At 42.7% G+C, this 17,201-nt stretch carries 13 protein-coding genes and 1 pseudogene; 7 read left to right on the plus strand and 7 right to left on the minus strand.

Annotation, left to right across the window (positions count from 1 at the left end):
• Positions 1 to 82 precede the first annotated feature (82 nt).
• The 3 genes from ACKX14_RS14325 (at position 83) to ACKX14_RS14335 (ending at position 3,858) form a co-directional block, all read left to right on the plus strand.
• On the plus strand, positions 83 to 1,366 hold the full coding sequence (locus ACKX14_RS14325; RefSeq protein ID WP_422448824.1) for a PTS ascorbate transporter subunit IIC: 1,284 nt from the start codon (positions 83 to 85) through the stop codon (positions 1,364 to 1,366).
• A gap of 287 nt (positions 1,367 to 1,653) precedes the next feature.
• Positions 1,654 to 2,895 carry a DUF362 domain-containing protein gene (locus ACKX14_RS14330; protein WP_422448826.1) on the plus strand — a complete coding sequence of 414 codons (1,242 nt, stop codon included), beginning with the start codon at positions 1,654 to 1,656 and terminating at the stop codon, positions 2,893 to 2,895.
• An 18-nt stretch (positions 2,896 to 2,913) separates the two neighbouring features.
• Positions 2,914 to 3,858: a glycyl-radical enzyme activating protein gene (locus ACKX14_RS14335; RefSeq protein ID WP_422448828.1), complete on the plus strand. Its 945-nt coding sequence runs from the start codon at positions 2,914 to 2,916 to the stop codon at positions 3,856 to 3,858.
• A 598-nt stretch (positions 3,859 to 4,456) separates the two neighbouring features.
• Here the strand turns inward: ACKX14_RS14335 and ACKX14_RS14340 are convergent.
• The 3 genes from ACKX14_RS14340 to ACKX14_RS14350 form a co-directional block, all read right to left on the minus strand.
• Entirely contained in the window at positions 4,457 to 4,675 is a 219-nt protein-coding gene (locus tag ACKX14_RS14340) for an ATP-binding protein (RefSeq protein ID WP_422448848.1), read from the minus strand.
• A gap of 412 nt (positions 4,676 to 5,087) precedes the next feature.
• Positions 5,088 to 8,438, minus strand: a complete 3,351-nt coding sequence (locus tag ACKX14_RS14345; RefSeq protein WP_422448830.1) for a UvrD-helicase domain-containing protein — start codon at positions 8,436 to 8,438, stop codon at positions 5,088 to 5,090.
• A gap of 234 nt (positions 8,439 to 8,672) precedes the next feature.
• Positions 8,673 to 9,302, minus strand: coding sequence for a superoxide dismutase (locus ACKX14_RS14350; protein ID WP_422448832.1), 630 nt, complete (start codon positions 9,300 to 9,302; stop codon positions 8,673 to 8,675).
• A 169-nt stretch (positions 9,303 to 9,471) separates the two neighbouring features.
• Between ACKX14_RS14350 and rfbD the strand changes: the two genes are divergently transcribed.
• The 3 genes from rfbD (at position 9,472) to ACKX14_RS14365 (ending at position 12,153) form a co-directional block, all read left to right on the plus strand.
• On the plus strand, positions 9,472 to 10,335 hold the full coding sequence (gene rfbD, locus ACKX14_RS14355; RefSeq protein WP_422448834.1) for a dTDP-4-dehydrorhamnose reductase: 864 nt from the start codon (positions 9,472 to 9,474) through the stop codon (positions 10,333 to 10,335).
• 448 nt (positions 10,336 to 10,783) lie between these two features.
• Positions 10,784 to 11,086 carry an HAD family hydrolase gene (locus ACKX14_RS14360; protein ID WP_422448836.1) on the plus strand — a complete coding sequence of 101 codons (303 nt, stop codon included), beginning with the start codon at positions 10,784 to 10,786 and terminating at the stop codon, positions 11,084 to 11,086.
• Entirely contained in the window at positions 11,083 to 12,153 is a 1,071-nt protein-coding gene (locus tag ACKX14_RS14365) for an ERCC4 domain-containing protein (protein ID WP_422448838.1), read from the plus strand. The genes ACKX14_RS14360 and ACKX14_RS14365 overlap by 4 nt, the downstream gene beginning before the upstream one ends.
• Before the next feature lie 112 nt (positions 12,154 to 12,265).
• Here the strand turns inward: ACKX14_RS14365 and ACKX14_RS14370 are convergent.
• From ACKX14_RS14370 to ACKX14_RS14380, 3 genes and pseudogenes are all read right to left on the minus strand, one after another.
• A pseudogene (locus tag ACKX14_RS14370) lies at positions 12,266 to 12,432 on the minus strand (class I SAM-dependent RNA methyltransferase); the annotation flags it as partial.
• A gap of 55 nt (positions 12,433 to 12,487) precedes the next feature.
• Positions 12,488 to 12,826 carry a nucleotidyltransferase domain-containing protein gene (locus ACKX14_RS14375; protein WP_422448840.1) on the minus strand — a complete coding sequence of 113 codons (339 nt, stop codon included), beginning with the start codon at positions 12,824 to 12,826 and terminating at the stop codon, positions 12,488 to 12,490.
• Positions 12,802 to 13,188 (minus strand): HEPN domain-containing protein, encoded by a 387-nt coding sequence (locus ACKX14_RS14380; RefSeq protein ID WP_422448842.1) that lies wholly within the window; start codon positions 13,186 to 13,188, stop codon positions 12,802 to 12,804. The genes ACKX14_RS14375 and ACKX14_RS14380 overlap by 25 nt, the downstream gene beginning before the upstream one ends.
• Before the next feature lie 358 nt (positions 13,189 to 13,546).
• Between ACKX14_RS14380 and ACKX14_RS14385 the strand changes: the two genes are divergently transcribed.
• A complete protein-coding gene (locus ACKX14_RS14385) occupies positions 13,547 to 16,039 on the plus strand; it encodes an MBL fold metallo-hydrolase (RefSeq protein WP_422448844.1) in 2,493 nt (830 codons plus the stop codon).
• Here the strand turns inward: ACKX14_RS14385 and ACKX14_RS14390 are convergent, their stop codons facing one another.
• Positions 16,040 to 17,002: a magnesium transporter CorA family protein gene (locus ACKX14_RS14390; RefSeq protein WP_422448846.1), complete on the minus strand. Its 963-nt coding sequence runs from the start codon at positions 17,000 to 17,002 to the stop codon at positions 16,040 to 16,042.
• Positions 17,003 to 17,201 lie beyond the last annotated feature (199 nt).

Below are 17,201 nucleotides of genomic sequence, written 5' to 3' on the forward strand. Positions count from 1 at the left end.
ATATTTAGTTTTCAAGGTCCATGTTTAACTGGAATTTGAATAAGTTTGATTTACTAAATATATTATACGAGGAGGTTTTTATATGGATATTTTTAAATTTTTAGCTACACAAATACTAGGTCAACCGCCTATACTTGTGGGACTAGTTGCGTGTCTAGGATTGATCGTTCAGAGAAAACCAATTCATGCTATAATATCTGGGACCATGAAAACAGTAGTAGGATTTTTAATTCTAGTTATTGGCGCAGTTACAATTGTCAATGTTTTATCTCCGATAGGTCCATTATTGGAAAATGCTTTTGGCTTCAAAGGAGTAGTGCCGAATGATGAAGCCATAGGCGCAGTAGCTTTAATGCAATATGGTAGTGAAGGCGCGCTAGTGATGGTTGTTGGGTTTTTAGTAAATATTTTAGTAGCCCGTTTTACAAAATATAAATATATATATCTGACCGGTCATCATCTTTTATACACAGCGCTATTAATCACAGTTCTTTTAAAAGTTCATTTAAATCTATCGGGTTTTCCTTTAATTATCGTAGGAGGAGTTATTTTAGGTATATACTGTCCATTAACAATTGCTCTGGTCCAACCTTATATGAAAAAAGTAACGGGCGGCGCACCTATAGCTTATGCTCATTCCACAAATTTGGGAGCATTTTTAGGGGGATTTTTAGGACAATATGTAGGTAACCCGGAAGATAGTACTGAGAATATTAAACTACCCGAATGGCTTTCATTCTTTAGGGATACTACCTTATCTACTGGCTTTACTATGATATTGATGTTTGTAGCAATAATGTTAATAGTGGGCCCTATTACGGCGGCTAAAAAAGTTGCTGGTGGTCAAAATTGGTTAATCTGGGCCATTATGCAAGGGTTACAGTTTGGAGCAGGGGTGACTGTACTCCTCTCAGGTGTTAGAATGCTCATAGCCGAAATTGTTCCTGCATTTAAGGGCTTTTCAGAAAAAATAGTTCCTGACGCTCTTCCGGGCCTGGATTGTCCTGTGGTTATGCCATATGCTCCAACAGCATGGATATTAGGATTCCTTATCAGTTTTCCAATAGGTGTAATTCTCACGTTTGTTATGGCTGGAATGAATTTTAAATATCTATTAATTGCTGGTGTGGTTCCGCACTTTTTTGCCAGCGGTCCGGCAGCTGTATTCGGAAATGCAACTGGTGGTAAGAAAGGAGCTATTTTAGCCGCTGTTGTATCCGCGGTACTAATAAGCTTCGGAAATGCAATGCTAATTCCGTTGACAGGTCCTCTTGCCAATAGTGGTACGACTTGGGGTGAAATGGAATACGGGATATGGGGAACCTTATTGGGCTATATTCTAAAAGTTGTAGGCAAAATGTTTTAAATAATTAAATAATTTCCAAGTGAGGTATTATCTTTAAATGTTTAATATAGAAAAAGATAATACCTCATCTATAATTTTTTAACACAAAATATTTTTATTCTTGGTAAACATTTTCTGTTAGAGATCTATGCTATAGATGCGATGCAATCAATGATGAGAATATTACGTTATTTTTTCAGGATAGTTTATGTATAAAGTTATATTTTAATTTAGAATTTTTATTTTTAATAACTATAAAAAATTATTATTAATAACTTACTGAAACTTTTGGAGGTCGAATTAAGAAAATGAACTTATTAAAGGTAGTTATTAAAAAGAAAAAAAATAAAGAAACGCTCGAAGCTATTGTTAGAGAATCCGTTGATTCATTGGGTGGACTCAATAAAGTCGTTTTGCCAGGTAATATGGTTTTAATAAAACCGAATGTATTAGCAGGGAAACCTGCATATACTGGTGCAACAACTTCGCCAGAAATTGTTGGTATAATAACAGAAATGTGTTATGAAGCTGGTGCCAAAAAAGTAATAATAGCTGAAAGTTCAAATTGGGGGATAAATACTTTCGAGGCATTTAAAGCCTGTGGTTATTTTGAAATAGCCGAAAAAACCGGGGCTGAATTACTAGATTTAAAAAAAGATGAAATTATAGAAAGAAAAATTGACGGTTATGTTCTAAAAAAGGTTAGAATCCCTAAAACCATATTAGCAGCAGATACGGTTATAAATATTCCTGTTCTTAAAACTCATAGTATGACCAAGGTGACTCTTAGTCTAAAAAATGTTGCCGTTGGAATTTCCACAGATGAAGATAAACAAAAATCTTTGCATCGTATTGGGATTTTCCCGGCTCTTTCGGATGAGATGGCAAAGAAAGGGTCGTTTTTGGATTATTCCATTGCTGATATAAATATGATATCCCGTTCGGATTTGGTAATTATTGACGGTTTAGTGGGACTACAGGGTCTTGGAGCACCGTTATTAGGTAAACCAGTAAACTCCAATGTAATAATATCTGGATTTAATAGGGTATCTGTTGATGCGGTTGGTTCTAAGATTATTGGATATGAACCATCTGAAATAAATCACATAAAGTTAGCTGCAGATAAAGGTTTAGGCCAAATGGATATCGATAAACTGGAGATATGTGGGGAGAAGTTAAGTGACAGCATTATCAATTTTGAAAAGTCATTCCTTCCGGATATAAATTATTCTCACGATAATATTAAAGTTGTATGCGGTGGGCAATGCAAAGTCTGTCAATCTACTCTTAATTACCTTTTAATGCGACATGAAAAGCAACTAGAAAGTTTAGATCTACCTATGACTATTTACATCGGTAAAGACCTAAAAATACCTAAACCTAAAAAAGAAAAGCGTTTGTATATTTATTATGGAAATTGTGCAGGAGAGTTAGTTTACGGAGGATGTTTCGTGCCAGGATGCCCTCCAAGATCCAGGAGACAATTCTTTCAAGCTATAGGGGCTTTAGACCTGTATAAAGAAGATGAAGGTTTGGATTCAAATCGCTAAGTAAGGATTGATTGAAACATGATTAAAAATAATAAAAATAATAAAAATAATAAAATAAATAAAGGGATAGTCTTTGATATACAACGATACAGTATTCACGATGGCCCTGGAATACGGACAGTTGTATTTTTGAAAGGTTGTCCACTGAGATGTCTTTGGTGTTGTAACCCCGAGTCTCAATTGACTAACCTTCAATTAGGTTTTATTCAAAATAAATGTATAGGTTGTCTAGAATGCATTAAAGTATGTCTTAATAAGGCTTTACTTTTTGATAAAGAGAAAGGATTTTTTGTAGATAATGAGTTGTGTGTTCTATGCGGTAAATGTTCTGAGGCCTGCTATCCAGGAGCAAGGATAATTATAGGTAAAAAAATGAGTGTTGATGAGGTTATTTCAGAGGTTATCAAAGACAAAAGTTTCTATGCTCGCTCCAATGGTGGAGTTACTCTTTCTGGTGGAGAAGTTCTGTTACAGTGGGGGTTTGCCAAAGAAATTCTCAAAGAGTGCAAAGAACTCTCCATTCATACAACGATTGAGACTAGTGGGTATGGCAAGTGGGAATACTTCAATCAAGTATTAGAATATACGGATTTAGTACTATATGATTTAAAACATATGGATAGCGCGGAACATAAAAAATTAACCGGCGTAGACAATAGGTTAATTTTAGAAAATGCACTCAAAGCGTCTAAGCGGGCGAGGGAAATGATCATAAGGGTGCCTCTGATACCCGGTATAAATACTTCGAAAGATAATATAGCAAACTTAGTAAAATTTGTTTCAACTCTCAAAAAAGTAACAGAAATACATATATTACCATACCATAAATTAGGCGTGTCTAAATATAACCAAATTGGCCAAACATATAAATTACCTAACATAAACCCGCCGACAGAGCAGGAAATTAATGAAATAGTAAAGATTATTCAGGGGCATGGATTTTTGGTGAAAGTTGGAGGATGAAAATTGCGAGATTACCATGTTCACTTTGAGCAAGGATCTTATACCATGGATTGGATAAAAAAATTTTTGGAAGAAGGTTAGAAAAAAGGAATTACTGAAATTAGTTTTTCCGAATACGGCTTGTCCAGGCAAAAAGTTTGTGTAGAAGTCTCGGTTTTCGGGGGATATAGACCAGGAAAGAGCCACCCAAAGTATCGAAGCTTCCGTTAAGTTGGCAGAAAAAGCGAAGATACTAGATTTTCCTGTAAAGCTCGGTATAGAAATAGACTATATACCGGGATATGAGGATGAAATCAAGAATTTTATAGAACAATTTCCCTTTAAAGTAATATTTTGATATACTTTTTTTGGCTATCAATTCCGGCATTTTTGATATGTTAACACACCTTGATATAATTAAGATATTCGGCCATCGGTCAACGAAAGATCTGAGCATTTTTTATATAAAAATAGCTATAGCATTAAAAAATATGGATATGTACTCGGAGGTAAATACAGCCGGTCTTCGCAAACCTGTTTTTGGCAAGAGAAAAATGCATAATTCTGTAATGAAAAAATGCAGAGTTACCATCACGCTTGATTGGAAATTAATACCATTCTAGAGTTTTAGGAGTTCCGCCACTTCCCGACGAAGGGGTAAAAAGCCTAGCTCGTCTACGATGATTAAATCTAGCTTTTTAAGTGCCGCCATGAACCTGCCTGATGTTCCCTGGCGATGGGCGTCAATGAGAGCGTTGGCAAGGTCCAGGCAGCGGAAGAACCTTACACTTTTACCCTCTATATATCTATATATATATAATAGGTCCGGAATCTTCAGCTATGGCGACGTGGTCTTGTCTCGGGCTGGCCCACCGCATAGGCTTCCATAAAGCTCTCAAACTCATGACGGCTTTAGCATTCAGTCTCTAGAAGCATCAACAGCAGTACAGGATAAACCCACGTGATAATCGATTACCATACGGTCAAAGACATCCAGGAGGGATAACTGGAAGAAGAATTGGTCTGTCCCCGGTATGTAGCCGTACTTCAAATCCATTTCCCAGAGCTGATTGGGGCCAGTAACTTCCTCTCTCCTGGCTAAAACTCGAGGCTTATCTCTTTTAACTTTGCACTGGGGCAGGAGAATATCCAGTTCCTTACACAGGCGGTAAACTTTCTTGTGATTTATGATAATTCCAAATTGCTTAGTGGGCTAAATAGCACCTCTAAAATTACAATATATTATTATGTTATATGTCAAAAAGGCTGACTTGCCTGTATTGCCTTGCCTGCTTTTGTGCGAAGGCATTCTCTATAATAAGTTGTTCCTCAGATATGTCGGCAATAAAAGGCGATGGAGTACGGGATGTCACCAGTATAAGTTCGTCCCGTGCTCTTGTCATGCCGACATAGAAAAGCCGTCTCTCCTCGTCCAAATCAAAGCCTGAATCGCTGCTTCTTAAAGGAATTATACCATCGTTTGCGCCATATATGAAAACTGTGGGGAATTCAAGGCCCTTTGCCGCATGCATGGTCATTAACCAGACTGCATCCGGAGAATACGCCTTGCTTCCGCTGCGGACCACATCGCTTTCACGCCCCAACACAAGGTTTTGAATAAAGGAAGACATTTTGTCATACATAACAGCCGTATTTAAAAGCAGTTCCATGCATCTCAGGCCTGACAGGTTGTTGTCGCCAATCCAGGAATCAATAATCTTCCACGGCTTTTCTTTATGGACGATAGGTTCATATTTTCTCAACATTTCCATGAAATGCCGGACTCTGTCCGGTTTATGCAGCTGCAACAGGTCGCCTTCCATTAACCTTGTCAGGGCCGATACACTTTTCTCGCCTGCAGCATAGCTCTCTAGGACTTTTTGGTTCAGGTCTTCTGAATATATGCTTTCTGCTTTAAGGCATAACAATAGCGAAGCCATATCGCTGGGGTTGAGCAAAAACTTGAAAAAGGCTATCGCTTCACGCACCGGCTTATCTGAAAAGAAGTCATCCCGCCCTACGACCACATACTGGATGCCTTCTTTTGAAAGGCACTGCTCCAGGATTTCTGCCTGGCGGTTGGTGCGGTATAGTACTGCAATATCGGAAAAACCCCGTGTGTGTCTTGCCGCAGGGCTTTTTCTGCCGGGCCCTGAAAGTGCCTGGGCATCAAGCATATCGATGCCGCCGACCATGCGGTTTATTTCCTTTGCAATAAATATCGCCTCTGAGAATTCATCATTGGCTTTAATTAGTCGCACTTTTGCGCCGCTTTTCCTTTTAGCATACAGAGGAAAAGTTTTGCCTGCTGCTGTTTTTTTTGAGATAACCGATCTGGCGGAAGCGATTATCTCGGGCGTTGAGCGGTAATTCTGAGTCAGCCGGACGTACCGGATGCCGGGGAAATCTTCCTTTAGCCTTTCAAAATACCGAAAATCCGAACCCCGAAAACCATATATAGACTGGTCGGGATCTCCTATGATAAAAACACTTTCGCTTTTTTTGCTCCATTCTTTTATCAAGCGGTATTGAATCTCATTTATATCCTGGAACTCATCCACCAGCAGGTGCGAGAAGCAGTTTTCCACGCTGCCTTCCGTTATATTCCATGTATCATTGCACTCAAATCGATGGAGCACTTCGAGGAGAATATCGTCATAATCCATTAAACCGTAACTCTTGAGCCGTGAGCAGTAAGAATCGTAAACTTCGGCCAAGATACTGGATTTATAATCTTTCGCCTGTGCTGCGCCATTTTTAATAAGAGATATCCCCCTCAGAACATCCCTTGGAGATATCCCGGATTTTATGTTCTTTAATATCTCCTCAATTATTGAAACCGCTGTGTATTCATCGATAATGGTTAAATTTTTCGCATCCTTCCATTTGGACAGCAATTGAAGGCATATGGAATGAAAGGTGCCTATGGTTACTGCACCCGCCGTTCGCCCATCCCCAAAATGCTCCTTCAGGCGTGTGCGCATCTCATTTGCAGCCCTGTTGGTAAATGTGACGGCGGTTATGTGTGAGGGATGTACACCGCGTTTTTCAATAAGATATGCGATACGGCATACCAGCGTTTTTGTTTTTCCGGTTCCCGGGCCTGCAATCACCGCCGTTGCCGGGCTGGAGGTTGAAACGGCTTCCCACTGCTCCTGATTCAATCCGTAGAGAATATTCGAGTGAACGGTTTCAACAGCGTCCGCACTATCGCCGGGCGCACTGCTATCGACTGAAACAGGCGCCGATTCGGCTTTGCCTGCTGCAATCTTTATATTCTCGGCATTGCCGGGCGTCGATGGAGTTTCAGTATGAGTGGGCCTGTCGTTGACAAAGCACAACTGGCCTGAAAGCATGTTTATTTCATCTTTGTCCATTATTTTAATTTTGCCGTATTCACCGTCATATCCGGGTTGTATTTCAATCTCGCCGCATCTCAGCCTGCGGATGCCTTCAGCTATGTACGGGCCTGCCAAAAGTTCAATATCTTTTAATGATGCCTCCCGGAATATATAAAATTCCGGACCGAGGTTCCGGATCAGATCTTCGTATTTTCTCTTCACCTTCATGCTGGCCGCAGAAGAACCTATCGATGAAGCTATTACCTCATGAAGAGGGACAAGGCTTTCGAAAGGCTTTGCAGTCGATGGCTTGAATCCTTCGGGCCTGTCTGCCAGGGCTTCGACCCGGTGAAGCACTCCGACTGTAATCCTGCCGCCGCATACTGGGCATATGCCTCCCGCAGCCTTTGTATCCGATGGCTTCCAGCACACTCTGCACTTTCTGTGCCCATCATAGTGATATTTGCCTTCTTCAGGGAAAAACTCTATAGTGCCGTACAAGTCATTTGTGCCTCGAACTTTTAGGGCCCTCAAAATTCCCCCGTAAGAAAGTTCCGTATCAAAAATGTTCGCCTCCCTGCCCAGGTTCATCGGCGAATGCGCATCCGAGTTGGATACAAGGGCGAATCCGTCCAGCGCGGAAAGGCGCCAGTTCATCGGTGGATTTGAAGAAAGCCCCGTTTCGAGCGCATAGATAAAGTCTGTGAGGTCATCGAAACATTCTTGGATGTCGTCGAAGCCTGAATATGCGCCGTACAGAGAAAAATGCGGGGTCCATATGTGAGCGGGTATAAATATGGCCTCGGGACATACCTCGAGCACCATCTCGAGCAAAACTCTGCTGTCGAGGCCCAGAATGGGCCTGCCGTCGGAATGAAGATTTCCCACTGCCTCAAGCCGGCGAGATAGGGATTCAGCTTGTTCCAGACCGGGTAGGATTATCAAGTTGTGGATCTTCCTCACCCTACCGTTCTTTTTGTATATGGAGCTGATCTCGCCGGAAACAATAAATTGAGGCGTAAAATTACCTCCTGCGACTTTATCTTCTATGCGAAATTCATCTTTTAAAGTATAAAGGCCTTCTCCCGAAGGGAGAAGCTTCTCCTTCAATTCCTCCCGCCAGGCCGGATGGGTAAAATCACCCGTTCCAATAACGCCAATCCCCTTGCGCCTCGCCCACATTTCCAGCATCTCGGGAACGCATTCCCTGCTGGTGGCTCTGGAATATTTCGAGTGTATATGAAAATCGGCGATAAACATTTGCAGCACCCTCACCCTTTTATATACATACCAGGAAAAAAGCATGTATATTTAATTTTATAACTTAAAATTTCGATATAATCAATTATAGCATAAAAAGACAAAAGTGACTGAAAGCCGCAAAAAATTCCTGCGGCTTTCAATATGGAAATAGTATATATGATTTATGATTTAAGTGACCGACAACCCGCTTATATGATGAGATTTACCACGCACTGTTTCTGCGTTACAATTTTACTGACCGCCATACAGGTATTTTTGGGCCAGTTCCTCCCATCTTTTTTCAGCCGCCGACCAGTCGATATTCTGCATGAACGCCATGATGTATTCCGCCTTTTTAGTGCCGTAATCGATAAAATAAGCATGTTCATAAACATCCAGGACCAGTATGGTGGCAGTATCGGCTACAAGGCCATGATCATGGGCATCCAGAAGGTAGTTGTGCAGCCGCCCATCCCTGGGGTCAAAGGCGAGAATGGCCCAACCCCTGGCGGCCATACCTGCTGCGATGAAATCCTGCCGCCAGCTGTGGGTGGAGCCAAAATCTTCTTCCAGCCGGTATAACAAATTCCCGCGGGGCAGTCCGCCGGTGCCTCCGAGGTTTTCAAAGTACAGTTCGTGAAGTATAACGCCGTCCATCGCGTAGGTTTCACCCTTCTTCAATCCCCTGTACTCGCTGTAAGTGGCATTGGCTTCCTGGCGATTGGCGAACTGCAGCTTTTCCCGGATTTCATTTATCTTATTTACGTAACCTTTATACAACACGTTGAAATGTTCCAAAATCTGCCGCTCCGAAAAGCCGGGCATGGAAAGCAGCCTGCGGTTGAACGGAATTGGGGTTATGGTCCTGCTTATAGTGGACATGTCCTTAAACCTCCCGAAAAATTATTATCGATTATTGATAAAGTCCGGATAATACATTGTATTCTGATTTTAAAAAAATGCTGAAAAAAATGCTCCGCTCTGGTATAATTTATTAAAGCCCCGCCAGAAATCGGTGAGGTTTTTATAACCTGCAAGGGAGGTGCGGATTATGAGGATAGTCGTAACCGGCGCTTCGGGGCTTCTGGGCCAGGCAGTTTGGGAAGCCCTGAAAAAGGTTCATGAAGTCAAAGCTCTTAAAGGGAGGGCCGATGGGGATATTACAAATCCCGGGGATGTAATTCAAAAAATCACCGATTTTAATCCGGAAGTGGTGGTCCATTGCGCGGCCATAAAGGACCCGGACACCGCGGAGAGAGATCCCCGGGCGGCATATCTGGTGAACTGTATGGGTACCAGAAATGTGGCTCTGGCGGCTCAAAAGACGGGGGCCAAGATGGTCTACATATCCACCGATTCGGTTTTTGACGGTGAAAAAAGAGCGCCCTATTACGAATACGAAAGGCCCAACCCCATAAATGTGTACGGCCAGACAAAGCTGATGGGTGAGACTATAACCGCCAGTCTGGTTCAAAAGTACTTTATCGTGCGCCCACCCCTTTTGTTCGGCAGAGGCGGCAACCCCGAAAACAATATTATTCTTAAAACCGTCAGCAAAATAAAGAAAGGTGAAACCGTAATAGCCGGAGCCGACCAATACGGTCAGCCCACCTATGCTGATATGGTGGCCGGTGTGATTTCAAAACTCATTGAAACCGAATACTATGGCGTCTATCATGTATCCAATTCCGGCACCGCCTCCAGGTACGATTTTTACAGGGCTGTTTTAAAAGAGCTGGGCCTTGACGATTCAAAGTTAATCCCGATGTCGGATGTAAACATGGGACGCCCTGCCAGGCGGCAGCGCTACATCGCCATGCACAACCTCGCCCTGGAAGCGACCCTGGGCATAAAACTCCCGCCCTGGGAAGAAGCTCTTAAGATTTGCCTTGAACAAATGAAAAATGTCTTGTGAGACAAAATGTGATTTGGAAAAACTTGAAATTATAAAAATAAGATTAAAAAAATTTCGGTGCAACTTTCTATTGGCGGGTAAAATGCCCGCCTTTGTCGTTGCGTATCCCGGCCCATGCATTTTTATACCTGCTGGGGCACGCTGAAAAGAATCACTATTTGAGACTGAACCAGCATCTGACTCACACGAGATATAATATAGCTTTCAACAAAATATTGCTCCATACAGCCTGTAATTTGTTTCATAAAAAAGATCTTGACTAAACTCTTGGAAAATAGTACTAATTTTTCCTATCTTAGAACCTCAATGATTCAGAATCATATGAAAGGTAACTTGCTTTCGTATTTTATATTTGCAAAAAAAAGGAAAAACGTAAAATATGTCAAAGATATTTATAAATGATGTCAAAAGTATAATAAAAAAGTATAATAAAAAGTGGTGGCTGAATATGATTAAATTAATTGCCCTTGATGTGGATGGAACACTGGTCGATGCCAATAACGTCGTTTCACCGGCCAATGAGAGGGCGGTGAAGAAGGCAATTTCTCGCGGTATGAAGGTAGTCCTTGCCACCGGCAGGCATCGTGGCGGAGTGAAAAAAGTCATGGAGGTTCTGGGGCTTTGTCCCGAAACTCTGCTGATTGCAAACAATGGCGCCTTGATATACTCGGGAAATCAATTACTGTGGAAAGACTTTCTCACCCCGGATGACGTCGATGGTGTTATAAGAGGAGATGTGATATACAAATGAATTCCCTGTGGTGGATTCTTGAGTCGACGGATAATCAAAAGTTCCCTTACAGACTCAGCATAAAAAAGGACGATGTGACTGTCCTTTGCCTCCGGGTTCAGAACAGATGGCCGGGAGCCGGAAGCCAGATCTTTTGTTTGAAGGATTCGGAGGATTATTCAGAGCCTTTGAAAGAGATAGAGCGGGTGCCGGTGGTGTCATTAAATCGCTACGGGAAGCGCCTTTCGGTGGTGCTGGACAGGCCTACCAATAAAAGGTGCGAATTTTTGTTTTTAAAAAAGAAGTATAAGAAAAAAGATGGGGAGTATGAACAGATATTCTGGAGGACCCAGCAGGGTTTGAAGGAAAGGAAACCGAGGGTGAGGCTTACCGCCAGAGGCGATAATCAGATCCACGTCTTGATAGATATAAATGAAAAGTACCCATGGAAGTTTAATGATTGTATCATAGAAAGAAAAGCTCTTCCGGCCGGAGATTATGCTCTTTTAAGGGATGACGGAATAATAGCTGTAGTCGAAAGGAAAACTTTCGAGAACCTAAGAAAGGATATGAGCAATATGGCCGTATTGCACCAAAAGCTTGGGGAGCTGGAGGCTTATACTCATTCTGCACTGGTGGTGGAAGCCAATTATTCGGATTTTCTAAACCCTGACAAATTGGCGGTATACACGCCTTCTTTTACTGCCAGAGCTCTGGCGGAGCTTTCCGCCCTTCATCCCAGAACGAAGATAATCTTTGCAGGCAGCAGGAAGCTGGCCAATGAATGGACTCTCAGGTTTTTCCAGGCTATCGAATCCCATGAAAGAGATGGACTTCCCGATAAGACGGCTGAACAGGCTGCAAAGTACGAACCCTCTTCTGATTTCAGAGGCGGCATGTACTATGATATAAGAAAAAAAATCCTGGAAGAATTTCAGGAGGAGTTCACTATTTCTGACATCAGAGACATGTTTCCGGATGCAGCCGATGGGACCATAAGAAGAATTTTAAGGGACCTGAAAAAAGAGGGCCTGATTTTATCCACAGGCAGGGGTAGGAAAAGCCGGTGGGTGAAAATCAAAACTTAGCACTGCAGGTCGTGCCGGATGCATACTCGCCTTTCTCTGAGAACTTGCTTCGATATGAAATAAATCCGGGTTAAAGCAGTGTCTTAAAAATGCAGTTTATTTTCTATTAAGCAGCGGTGCGCAGCCACAGGTTGGCCCTCCAGATGGCCGACTCACCGCCGCTGAATGCGGCCCTGCCGTCTTCTGCTTTTACGTCCGTGTAGCCAAGGTTTTTACTTCTTTTACAGTTAAGGCTTCTACTCCAAAAAGGGTTGTTGCTATAAGCTCGATTTTTGACATTCTCCACCTCTGCCGCATGGCAGTTTACAAACATTGTTGTTAGAGTGACCAAGGTTCAGTTCTGTGACAAAGGTTGTACATCGATTCCAGTTTTTAGTATTTCCGATACAAAGCTTATTTTTTTCGACATTTCTTCAATTTCTTCCGGAGTATATCCCAGTATATCGGCACCTATATCATAACTCCATAACCTCTGAAGGAATTCCAACCTTTTAATAAAACTCATACCGCTAAAGTCCTGAGACACAACTAAAAAATCTACATCGCTGGAGCTCAATGCTTCGTCTCTTGCATATGAGCCAAACAGGATAACTCTGTCTATTTTAATATAATTGCTCAGCTTCTTTATATAGTCATTAATCATTATAATTATTTCATTTTTTGTCTTAACCATTCCAGCACCCTCTCGGTGTCTTTTAAAAATTCCAAAGCAATTTGTTCGTTATACATTTTATGGCTGGGTCCTCCAGCAGCATCCGGGTATCTTGAAACCATATAATGTGGATTTAATTTTAATATAATTGTTTGCATATCTTTATCGGGGCTCTGATCAATCGCTTCTAATAACGTAATAAGGTTATGTGTCTTCGGTGGGAACTCTTTATTTAGAAAAATTATCAGTGCTTTCAACAATTTTTCTACAGCTTGGTGACACATAAAAATACAGTAATTGTATCTATTTGCTTTAAACATAGCTTTAGCGGTTTCAAGATCGTATTCGGAGCTTTCTATCCAGTCTTTAACTTCCTGGCGCAATCAAAACAACTCCTTCAATTAATTTGTATTCATCTTCTATTATATCAAATTATGGCAAAAAAGCTACGTCTTGCAATTTAGCTGACTGCCATACAGGTATTTTCGGGCCAGTTCCTCCCATCTTTTTTCAGCCACTGACCGGTAGAGATTCTCATGAACGCAGTGATGTATTGCGCATTTTTTGTGCCGTAATCGATAAAGCAGGCATAGACATCCAGGACCGGTACGGCGGCAGTATTGGCCGCAAGGTGCGATTTAAAAAAGTGCTGAAAAAAACATTTTCCTCTGGTATAATTTATTAGAATCTTATAAAAAACTGGTTGAAAGTTTAAAAACTTCTGCTCGGGGAGGTGCGGATTTGAAACTGACATTTTGCGGTGGCGCCGGGGAGGTGGGGGCCTCCTGCTACCTTTTGAATATCGACGGAAAAAACATCCTGCTCGATGGAGGCATCAGGATGTCGTCATCAAAAGACGCGCTGCCGGATTTCAGACTGATTCAGGAAAACGGCGGCCTGGACGCCATACTGGTCAGCCATGCTCACACGGACCACACCGGAGCGCTGCCAGCCATCAGCCGCCAGTTTCCGGGTGCCTTCATATACATGACCCATATGACCAGGGATCTTACGAGGGTCCTCCTTTACGACAGCTTGAAGATAATGGAAAGAGAAGCGGAAATACCCATATATGCCGAAAATCATGTGAGAGAAATGCTCGACAGGAGCCTCTGTTTTTCACCTCAGCACACATTTAAGCCTTTTAACGACTCCGACATTGCCGTTACGTTTTACAGTGCCGGTCACATAGCCGGGGCCTCGGCAATTTATATAACAGGCAGTGAAGGCAGCCTTTTTTATTCCGGCGACTTTTCCGGGTTCAGGCAGAACTCCATAGAAGGCGCATCCATTCCGAAATTGCGTCCCGATGTAGCCATTTTTGAGTCCACATACGGAGATAAACTTCATGCCAACCGCCAGCTTGAGGAGGAAAGGCTGGTCGATTCGATAAATGAAGTGTTCTCCCGCGGCGGGAAGGTATTAATCCCGGCCTTTGCATTGGGGCGAGCCCAGGAGGTCATCCTCATATTAAAGAAGGCAATAAACAGGGGAAGACTTTTAAAATGCCCCGTTTATGTGGACGGCATGATAAGGGATATCTGCCGGATCTATAAGTTAAACCCGAATTATTTGAGGGCCGACCTGGCCAAGAAGGTGTTCAGGGGCAGTGAAATATTCTATGACGAGAGGGTTGCTCCGGTGGAAAGCCCGGATATGCGAAAGGAGATAGTGGAATCAAAGAGCCCTTGCGTTATTATTGCAAGTTCGGGCATGCTGACGGGCGGACCCAGTCAGTGGTATGCAGAAAAACTCGCAGCGGATGAAAGGAATTTCATTGCCATAACGGGATATCAGGACGAAGAATCGCCCGGCAGGAGACTCCTCAATCTTGCCGACACTCCGCCGTCGGAAACCGGAGACAGGAGCATAAAGCTCGGCGATAAGGAAATCGCCGTCAAATGCGGTGTGGGCAAATATAACCTTTCGGCCCACGCAGATTTAAGTGAAATCCTGGGACTTGCGGGAAGCCTTTATCCCGGGAGAATCTTCCTGGTACACGGCGAACCTGAGGTGATAAACGGTCTGGGAAAAGAGATACAGAAGGATATCAACACCCGGGTTTTTGCGCCTGTAAACGGGGAACAGTTGGAAATTCAGATTAAAGCTCCCCGGAAGCAGAAGGCGGCCGTGGATTACCCCACCATGGGGAAAGATGCAGACCTGGATGAAAGCAACATTCGGGAATTGTGGGAGTTTGTGATAGAAAATATAGGCACCGCGGCGGCCCTTTCCATAGAGGACCTTGCGGAAATCTGGGGAAAAAATCAGGCCCCGGAACATTTGCGGGAATTGTTGAGCGTAACTCCCTACTTTGAACCCGACAGGAGACGCATGTTCCTGTATCATGCGGTGGAAAAAAGCGAGATCGACAAATTGAAGGCACCTCCGGTTATGGAAGTCAATGAGATGCTGAAACTGGTGGACGAGTATTTCGGCCCGGAATCGGGCCTTTACAGAAAGGGGGCAAGATTTGAGGAAAAGGTGGCACTTTTATACTTCAATTTCCCGGAAATTGCCAAGGAAAAATTTGCGGCAAAATTCCGGGAATTTGAAGAGCGCACCGGGTGGAAGGTAGAAGTCAACCGCCACATTAATTTAGCAGCCGTAAACGAGGTGATATACAACCTGCTTCCACCGGGAATTCCGGTAAAGAAGATTTCATACTTAAGTCGCAGCGGGAGGGTCGCCATGTTTCTGGAAGGAGAATACGAGGCGTCCGGAGAGATTGTAAGAAAGTTTAAGGAAATTACCGGCCTGGACCTTACCATAAACGAAAAAGGCGAAGAAGAAAAATTGCCATCCACCGCCGCAAACCCTGCAAACCCGATGGAGCAAAATGAAGCTCTGAGATATATAGATGAGGTCTTTTCGGCGTTACCTCACAGGCCCTACAAAAAGAGCGTGAAGACGGCAAAAAACGGGGTAAAATACATTGAACTTTCGTTTATATCAAAGATTGTGGGCGAAAGATACCTCGACAAAATAAAGGAACTTGAAAAAATTACGGGGTATGCCATAACCGTCAGCGAGTCGTGCAACCAGATAGAAGTCATAAATACCGTAAAGCGCATTGCCGCCGAATACGGCATAACCCTGAAAAAGAATCCGAGCATTTTTCTGAGCGATTTGTCTATACAGGTGATATCCGTAGAAGACATAGATCCGGCCCTGAAAGATATAATATCCGAGCGCATTTATGAACTGACGGGCTTTACATTGGTGTGGAAATAGTCAGAACATCTTCCATTTTGCAAAGACCATGGCCGTGGCGAGAGAGATTACAAAAGAAGCGGTGAGGATTCCCCCAAAAGCCAGCGGCGAATGCTGGAAGGGAAGGGGTACGTTCATGCCGTACAGGCTGGCGATAAGTGTGGGAATAGTTAGGACTATGGTGACCGATGTCAGGAATTTCATCACGATATTGAGGTTGTTGGATATGACCGAGGCATAGGCGTCCATGGTTCCGCTCAGGATGCTGGAATAAATCTCGCTCATTTCTATTGCCTGCTTATTTTCGGTGATGACGTCTTCCAGCAAATCCTCATCCTCTTCATACATCTTTATCAGGCCGCTGCTTTCAGGAACACGAAGGCCTTTTAAAAGGCGAGATTTTAAAAGTTTTTCCATCACGATTTCGTTTGATTTGAGTGAAGTGGTAAAATACACCAGGCTTTTTTCCAGTTTCAAAAGCTCGATGAGCTCCTCGTTCTTCATGGACTGGTGCAGTTTTTTCTCTATCTCATCGCTTTTTTTGTCGATTTGCTGCAGATATCTTAGATAATATGTGGCCGTCTTGAATAAAAACTGGAGCAAAAACCTTGTCTTTTTATAAGTATAAAAGTCCCTCGGCTTTGATCGTATGAATTCCTCTACAATGGGATTTTTTTTAAGGCACACGGTCACAACGCAGTCGTCGGTTATGATGATACCGAGGGGAATTGTGTCATATATGCCATTATTTAAAATGGGAATTTTTATGATAATCAGGACATAATTGTCGTCATAGTCGATTCGCGAGCTCTCCTCTTCGTCCAGAGCGTAACTTATGACATCAGCGGGTATTTTTACGGCTTCGCTTACTTTGAGGATTTCCTCTTCTGCGGGGTCCACGAGGTAAATCCACGAACCCTTTTCAGAAAGATTCTCAATCTCCTTCAAACCTTCGCCTTCAACAGTTTTGTATATTGCCAGCATTCTTACCACCTCGCTTTATGAGATAATTATATCATTAGTATTGTGAAGTGCAAAAAAAAATTTCTATTATCGATTGCACGCGGTTTGACATGTGCTGTAATGTTCTTGCCTTTATTAAAATGATGATTCCAGTGTAAAAACTCCCCCTTTTCCCCAATCCATATTTAACCAAATACGGCTTGAAAAATAAAAACTAACG

Origin of the sequence: Thermorhabdus hydrogeniformans (assembly GCF_049310025.1) — a bacterium.
In the GTDB taxonomy this organism is placed as follows: Bacteria; Bacillota; Thermosediminibacteria; order Thermosediminibacterales; family Tepidanaerobacteraceae; genus JBJYKD01.

What these genes read in the sequence shown, in the direction of transcription:
- ACKX14_RS14325 (WP_422448824.1), top strand. Translation starts at nt 83, where the DNA reads ATGGATATTTTTAAATTTTTAGCTACACAAATACTAGGTCAACCGCCT.
- ACKX14_RS14330 (WP_422448826.1), top strand. Translation starts at nt 1,654, where the DNA reads ATGAACTTATTAAAGGTAGTTATTAAAAAGAAAAAAAATAAAGAAACG.
- ACKX14_RS14335 (WP_422448828.1), top strand. Translation starts at nt 2,914, where the DNA reads ATGATTAAAAATAATAAAAATAATAAAAATAATAAAATAAATAAAGGG.
- ACKX14_RS14345 (WP_422448830.1), bottom strand. Translation starts at nt 8,438, where the DNA reads ATGTTTATCGCCGATTTTCATATACACTCGAAATATTCCAGAGCCACC.
- ACKX14_RS14350 (WP_422448832.1), bottom strand. Translation starts at nt 9,302, where the DNA reads ATGTCCACTATAAGCAGGACCATAACCCCAATTCCGTTCAACCGCAGG.
- rfbD (WP_422448834.1), top strand. Translation starts at nt 9,472, where the DNA reads ATGAGGATAGTCGTAACCGGCGCTTCGGGGCTTCTGGGCCAGGCAGTT.
- ACKX14_RS14360 (WP_422448836.1), top strand. Translation starts at nt 10,784, where the DNA reads ATGATTAAATTAATTGCCCTTGATGTGGATGGAACACTGGTCGATGCC.
- ACKX14_RS14365 (WP_422448838.1), top strand. Translation starts at nt 11,083, where the DNA reads ATGAATTCCCTGTGGTGGATTCTTGAGTCGACGGATAATCAAAAGTTC.
- ACKX14_RS14375 (WP_422448840.1), bottom strand. Translation starts at nt 12,826, where the DNA reads ATGGTTAAGACAAAAAATGAAATAATTATAATGATTAATGACTATATA.
- ACKX14_RS14390 (WP_422448846.1), bottom strand. Translation starts at nt 17,002, where the DNA reads ATGCTGGCAATATACAAAACTGTTGAAGGCGAAGGTTTGAAGGAGATT.